This window comes from Tenacibaculum sp. TC6 (assembly GCF_050606265.1).
Classification (GTDB): Bacteria; Bacteroidota; Bacteroidia; order Flavobacteriales; family Flavobacteriaceae; genus Polaribacter.
In genome coordinates this window covers 59,152-65,562 of record NZ_JBOCUK010000009.1, presented here as the reverse complement: position 1 = coordinate 65,562, position 6,411 = coordinate 59,152, and the positions used below count along the sequence as shown (strand labels likewise).

General features: G+C 32.6%; 7 protein-coding genes. 4 read left to right on the top strand and 3 right to left on the bottom strand.

Translation table 11 applies throughout. The features are described from left to right. Positions 1-417 precede the first annotated feature (417 nt). From ACQY1Q_RS07175 to ACQY1Q_RS07165, 3 genes are all read left to right on the top strand, one after another. Positions 418-975 (top strand): carboxymuconolactone decarboxylase family protein, encoded by a 558-nt coding sequence (locus tag ACQY1Q_RS07175; RefSeq protein ID WP_431004619.1) that lies wholly within the window; start codon positions 418-420, stop codon positions 973-975. Positions 976-1,012: 37 nt separating this feature from the next. After that, positions 1,013-1,375 carry a plastocyanin/azurin family copper-binding protein gene (locus ACQY1Q_RS07170; RefSeq protein ID WP_431004618.1) on the top strand — a complete coding sequence of 121 codons (363 nt, stop codon included), beginning with the start codon at positions 1,013-1,015 and terminating at the stop codon, positions 1,373-1,375. Positions 1,376-1,661: 286 nt separating this feature from the next. Continuing rightward, the gene (locus ACQY1Q_RS07165; RefSeq protein ID WP_431004617.1) at positions 1,662-2,825 is read left to right on the top strand and encodes a hypothetical protein; all 1,164 of its coding nucleotides are present in this window, start codon (positions 1,662-1,664) and stop codon (positions 2,823-2,825) included. A 46-nt stretch (positions 2,826-2,871) separates the two neighbouring features. Here ACQY1Q_RS07165 and ACQY1Q_RS07160 read toward each other — a convergent pair whose 3' ends face one another. Genes ACQY1Q_RS07160 through pheS form a run of 3 tightly spaced genes read right to left on the bottom strand, consistent with a single transcriptional unit; the run spans position 2,872 to position 4,834 of the window. Continuing rightward, complete coding sequence (locus ACQY1Q_RS07160; RefSeq protein WP_431004616.1) at positions 2,872-3,267, bottom strand: hypothetical protein; 396 nt, start codon at positions 3,265-3,267, stop codon at positions 2,872-2,874. 2 nt (positions 3,268-3,269) lie between these two features. After that, positions 3,270-3,809, bottom strand: coding sequence for a phosphatase PAP2 family protein (locus ACQY1Q_RS07155; RefSeq protein WP_431004615.1), 540 nt, complete (start codon positions 3,807-3,809; stop codon positions 3,270-3,272). A gap of 5 nt (positions 3,810-3,814) precedes the next feature. Further along, positions 3,815-4,834 (bottom strand): phenylalanine--tRNA ligase subunit alpha, encoded by a 1,020-nt coding sequence (gene pheS, locus ACQY1Q_RS07150; RefSeq protein WP_431004614.1) that lies wholly within the window; start codon positions 4,832-4,834, stop codon positions 3,815-3,817. 193 nt (positions 4,835-5,027) lie between these two features. Here pheS and gdhA point away from each other — a divergent pair, with 193 nt between their 5' ends. Next, on the top strand, positions 5,028-6,371 hold the full coding sequence (gdhA, locus tag ACQY1Q_RS07145) for an NADP-specific glutamate dehydrogenase (protein WP_431004613.1): 1,344 nt from the start codon (positions 5,028-5,030) through the stop codon (positions 6,369-6,371). Positions 6,372-6,411: the final 40 nt, after the last annotated feature.

Sequence of the window (6,411 nt, the reverse complement as noted above, 5' to 3'; positions counted from 1 at the left end):
AAGAAAGAAACTGCCGACCCAAAGAAAGAAACTGCCGACCCAAAGAAAGAAACTGCCGACCCAAAGAAAGAAACTGCCGACCCAAAGAAAGAAACTGCTGACCCAAAGAAAGAAACTCCATAAGACTACTGAACGAAATGTGTCACAGATCTTTAACTTTTAACCTTTTCCTCTTTCCTTCTGGCTTTTAACGCTCTCATTTTCCAACTAAATTTTTGATTTTTCCATTTTGTCCAATTCATAAGAACCTTTGTCCATTTTTTGAGGAGTATTCTGTTCGCATCTTTGTATCAGAAATTAAAACAAAGAAATTATGATATCAGAACATAAAACATGTCCGAACTGTTGGGGATATCAAGAATATGATAATCCAATTAACGAAAAAGAGTGTAAAGAATTAACTAAATAATTAAAATTATGAGTACAAGAATAGAAACATTAAACCCGGAAACAACTACAGGAAAATCAAAAGAATTATTTGATGCAGTACAAAACAAATTAGGATTTATTCCTAACCTAATTAAAGTATTTGGTAACTCACCGGTAACTCTACAAAGTTACTTAAGCCTGGGAGAATTAAATGGCAACGGTAATTTTTCAAATAAATTTAGAGAACAATTAGCTTTAGCTATTGCAGAAGAAAATACCTGTAACTATTGTTTGTCTGCCCATACAGCTATTGGAAAGATGAACGGATTAACAGAAAGTGAAATTGAAGAAAACAGACAAGGAGCTTCTTCAGATGCTAAAGTGCAAGCAGGATTACAATTTGCAAAAAGTGTAACCAGAAACAGAGGTAATGTAACATCAAATGATATTCAGGCTGTAAAAGAAGCCGGGTATAATGATGGTGATATTTTAGAAATAGTGTTAAATGTAGTAGCAAATACATTAACAAACTATGTAAATCATATTGCAGAAACAGAAATTGATTTTCCAAAGGTAGAAGCAGGAAAATTTGGTGTACAAGCATAATAATTAACAGAATATAATTAATAAACAATCAAATAAAATGAGAAAAATAGTAGCATTATTAGTTTTAGTAGTTGGGTTTGCATTACAAGCAAATGCTCAAGAAGTAAAAACAGTTGCCTTAGAACAAACAAAAGGAGAGTTTACTCAAAAATCATTAACTCTAAATGAGGGAACTTATGTATTTGAAATTTCAAATAATGAAGTTGGTCATGATGTAGGTTTTGTATTAGCCCCTCAAGGAAAAACAGATGAAGCTAACCATATTAAAAATGCTTATGTAACGTCATTGGTAAAAAATAATGGAAAGTCAAAATCAAAAAAAGTAACCTTAACTAAAGGAAAATATGTGTACTTCTGTCCACTAAATCCAACACCAGAATATACACTTGTAGTGCAATAAACAGTAGTTTATTTTAGTCTTTTTTTAACTCCGTCATTTATGGCGGAGTTATTTTTTTACACTTTAATTAAGAAGGTATTTAGTACGTTAATGATTGAAAATAATGTCTTTACGGTATTTTTTTAAAATAAACATCATAAATTTTTCAACTTTGGTTCGCTACAAAAGTTAAATGATAAAGAAAATCCTACTACAAACCTCATTGTTTTTATGGTAAAGCAATGATTATAAAGTGCATTTAACTTTTGTAGTTAAAAACTTAATAACGTAACCAAACTTTAAAATTATGGCATATCCAACATCAGTTAATTCGCAAATAACAGATGCTACAGCAATGAGCATGGGGCAAGCTAATAAACTACTTCATGATGTTAGTACAACAGAATCTAACACAGCAAAATTAGAAGCAGATGTAAAAACACTAGATCAAGATTTACAAACAATAAATAGTGATTTAGCAATATCAAAAACAATTAATTCAGAACTGAACAACTTAGACTCGGCTTTAAATGAGGCCATACAATTATTAGAAGTGGTTTCTATTATTCCGGAAATCGGAGCTGAAGCATCAGAATTAAAAACAACTTTAACGGCCTTTAAAAAACCTATTGATGAGGCACTGACCGTATCAAATGATATAGAAAAAATTGTGTCTCCAATTAGAAATACCATTGAAAAGGTAGAGCCTCAAGTAAAAAAAGTAGATGAGATACTGTTAAAATTAATGAATGCAGAAAATCAGTTTATAGCAACTTTAGGAAGTGCCATTCAATGTATTAACGCATTACCCGATTCAACCATAAAAACAGATTTAGAAAATCAGATAGATGCTTCCGCAACTACGGTTGACCCTGTTGTTTTAAAATTTGATAGTGTGCAAGTTCAATTACTAAATGCAATAAACAGTGCTGAGGAGAAAGCTGAAGATTTAAAACATTTAGTTATGGGACTGGTAAGTTTGCAAAGTCAAATTAATGCAGTAATGAATGTTTTAAACCCTTTAATTTCTGAGTTAAACGCAGTAAAAAATGTACTAAGCCATACAATACGTGTGCCTTACGGAGGATACCCAAAAATATGTCACAAATGGGGAGTTCCATATCCATGCGGTTGGCATACAGTATATTTTTCGTTTAGTGTAGAGCAAATTATAAAAGGAGGATTGAGCGTTATCGGACCTGTTATGGATTTGCTAAACAAAGCCATGAATGCTATTTTACAGCCGATACTAAAGGCATTGCATTTAAATATTAGCATGCCTTCAATTCCGGGATTAAGTATTCTTAATGATTTAACAACAGAATTACAAACCTTTTCAGACGACATCATTGCTCCATTAAATAATTTAATCAATCAGTTGAATGTTTTTGATGGAATTTATAACGATATAGAAAACTTTATAACAGAAGTTGAAAAAATAAACAACGCGTGTACGTTGCAACACAAATAGAGACCTTCAAGTAAAAAAGCAAGTTTATTAAACTTGCTTTTTTATATTAGTTACAAACAATTCCTCTTTTATTAAAAGGCTGAATCATTCTTAAACTACCTTCTTTAATACTGTTTTTTTCAAAAACAAATGTTTTATCATACAGTGTATTGCCTTCAAAAAAAGTTACCTGAAAACGGTTGTCCAAAGCAAATAATTCAGGCTGAATTAACTCTACTTTAGCTATTGAATTTGCTGGTAAAACGTCTATTTTTTTTCGAAAAACAGAAGTTGTTTTCGTTTCTGAAAACCCTTGAGAAACAATAACAACCATTTCAATAGCTATTGATTTTTTATTAATGATATAAACATTCCAATCTTCCGTGTTATGAACATCATTATGTTCTAATACAACGGCCATTTCAATATCAGTTACTTCAGGAATTGTAATATCTTTTTTCATTTCTAAAGAGAATAATTTAAACTAAGTAGTATGTTGTTTTTGTTAAACGTACCACTTAAAAAAACAGTGTTATTTTTTTTATAAGGTTTTGTAAACAAGTACGATGCTATTATACCAATAGCAGCACCGGCGGCTACATCATATATATCATGTCTGTCAGCATAAACCCTGGAGTATCCTACATAACTAGCTAATAAATAAGCAGGAATACCATATTCCCATCCATACCTTTTTTGAATAAAAGCAGCTCCGGTAAATGCCGCCGAAGTATGTCCGGAAGGAAAACTGTGAAGCCCACCGTCAGGACGCTTTTTGTCTATAATTCTTTTAAGAGCATGGGTAACCACAAATGAGGTACCAAAAGCTTTTACAAATTGCCAATGAGGTTTGTCGTTTGCCTTAACTAAAAGCGTAGAACCAAAAGCAATTGCCGGAATTCCTATTTGTAGTATATCACCAGAACTCTCAATAAAAGTTTTTTGAGAAAATGAGACTTTGCTGTTTAAAATTCCTAATAAAATAATTAGAACTAAACGTTTCATGGAGATTAAATGATCGATTTAAACTGCTCTAAAAAGCGTTTGTCATTTTCATAAAACATTCTAATATCCGGAATTTGATATAAAAGCATGGCAATACGTTCTATTCCCATACCAAAAGCATATCCTGAATATTTAGTTGGATCAATATTACAATTCTTTAAAACATTAGGGTCAACCATACCGCACCCCATGATTTCTAACCAACCGGTTCCTTTGGTAATTCTATAATCCGTTTCAGTTTCTAATCCCCAATAAATATCAACTTCAGCACTTGGTTCTGTAAACGGAAAGTATGATGGACGTAACCTGATTTTAGATTTACCAAACATTTCTTTAGTAAAATATAACAAGGTTTGTTTTAAATCGGCAAAAGAAACATCGGTATCAATGTACAATCCTTCTACTTGGTGGAAAATACAATGCGCACGAGCCGAAATATCTTCATTACGAAATACTCTACCCGGAGAAATTGTTCGAATAGGCGGTTCATTATTTTCCATATAACGAACCTGAACCGATGAGGTATGTGTTCTTAGTAAGGTGTCAGGGTTTTTTTCAATAAAAAAAGTATCCTGCATATCTCGAGCCGGATGATATTCCGGTAAATTTAAAGCAGTAAAATTATGCCAATCATCTTCAATTTCAGGTCCTTCAGAAACGGTAAAACCAATTCGGTTAAAAACCTCTATAATTTGATTTTTAACTAATGATATAGGATGACGAGAGCCTAACTCAATAGGTTCGGCAGGACGCGTTAAATCGCCATATACACCTTTTTCTTCAATGGCATTTTCTATAGCATCGTTTAATTCGGTAACTTTATCTTCAGCAGATTTCTTAAGATTATTTAATGCCTGCCCAAAATCTTTACGTAGTTCAGCATCAACATTTTTAAATTCAGTAAACAAATCTTTTAACAATCCTTTACTTCCTAAATACTTAATCCTAAAAGTTTCTATTTCTTCTTTAGACGTTGCTTGGAAAGCTTTAACGTCTCCAATCAATTCTTTTACCTTATCTAACATTGTATATCAATCACAAAAATTAAGTGGCAAATTTACGTTTTTTTAGTTAAAAAGTCATGGTATTTTGTCTAATAACGAAAACGTTGTAGAAAACTAGAAAATAAACAATAAAAACAAATTTAACAAATTGTAAATTAATTATATTTGCCAAGTAAAATTGTTAAAATTTAATAACAGAACAACTAAAAGATTTATGGAATCTAAAATAAATGCTTTTATGGATTACGTTAAACAACGTAATGCATACGAACCAGAGTTTTTGCAAGCCGTACATGAAGTTGCAGAAACTGTAATTCCGTTCATAGAAAACAACCCTAAATATCAAGGTAAAAAGTTATTAGAGCGTATGATTGAACCTGAGCGTACTATTATGTTTAGAGTGCCTTGGGTTGATGATAAAGGAGAAACGCAAGTAAACAGAGGTTACAGAGTTGAGTTTAACTCTGCAATTGGTCCATATAAAGGAGGTTTACGTTTTCATCCATCTGTAAATTTATCTATTTTAAAGTTTTTAGGATTTGAGCAAGTGTTCAAAAACTCTTTAACTACACTACCAATGGGTGGAGGTAAAGGAGGTTCTGATTTTGATCCAAAAGGAAAATCAGATCGTGAAGTAATGGCTTTTTGTCAATCTTTTATGACTGAATTAGCTCGTCATATTGGTCCTGATACAGATGTTCCTGCCGGAGATATAGGTGTTGGAGGTCGTGAAATAGGATATATGTTTGGTCAATACAAGCGTTTACGTAACGAATTTACAGGAGTTTTAACAGGAAAAGGAGCTACTTGGGGTGGGTCATTAATCCGTCCGGAAGCAACAGGTTACGGTGATGTATATTTCGCTGAAAACATGTTGAAAACTAAAGGAGATTCTTTTAAAGGTAAAACCGTAGTTGTTTCAGGTTCTGGAAACGTAGCGCAATATGCTACTGAAAAAGCTACAGAATTAGGAGCAAAAGTAGTTACATTATCAGATTCTTCAGGATATATCTACGATGAAGCAGGTATTGACGCTGAAAAATTAGCTTTTATAATGGAGTTAAAAAATGTGAAGCGTGGAAGAATCAGTGAGTATGTAGAGAAGTATCCATCAGCAAAATTTTTCGCAGGTGAAAGACCTTGGGGAGTTAAGTGTGATGTTGCTTTACCATGTGCTACTCAAAACGAGTTAAACGGTGAAGAGGCTAAAAAATTAGTAGCTAACGGATGTGTTTGTGTTGCTGAAGGAGCTAACATGCCATCTACTCCAGAGGCTATTGCGGTATTCCAAGAGGCTAAGATATTATTCTCTCCGGGAAAAGCATCTAATGCAGGAGGAGTTGCTACATCTGGTTTAGAAATGTCGCAAAACTCATTACGTTTGTCTTGGACACGTGAAGAAGTTGATAGCAAATTACATTCAATTATGAATAATATCCATGCAGCATGTGTTAAATATGGAACACAAGAAGATGGGTATGTTGATTACGTAAAAGGAGCTAATATTGCTGGTTTCGTAAAAGTTGCTGACGCAATGTTAGATCAAGGAGTAGTGTAATTTTTACACGTTCTTATATAAAGTAAAAAAAGCCATATAG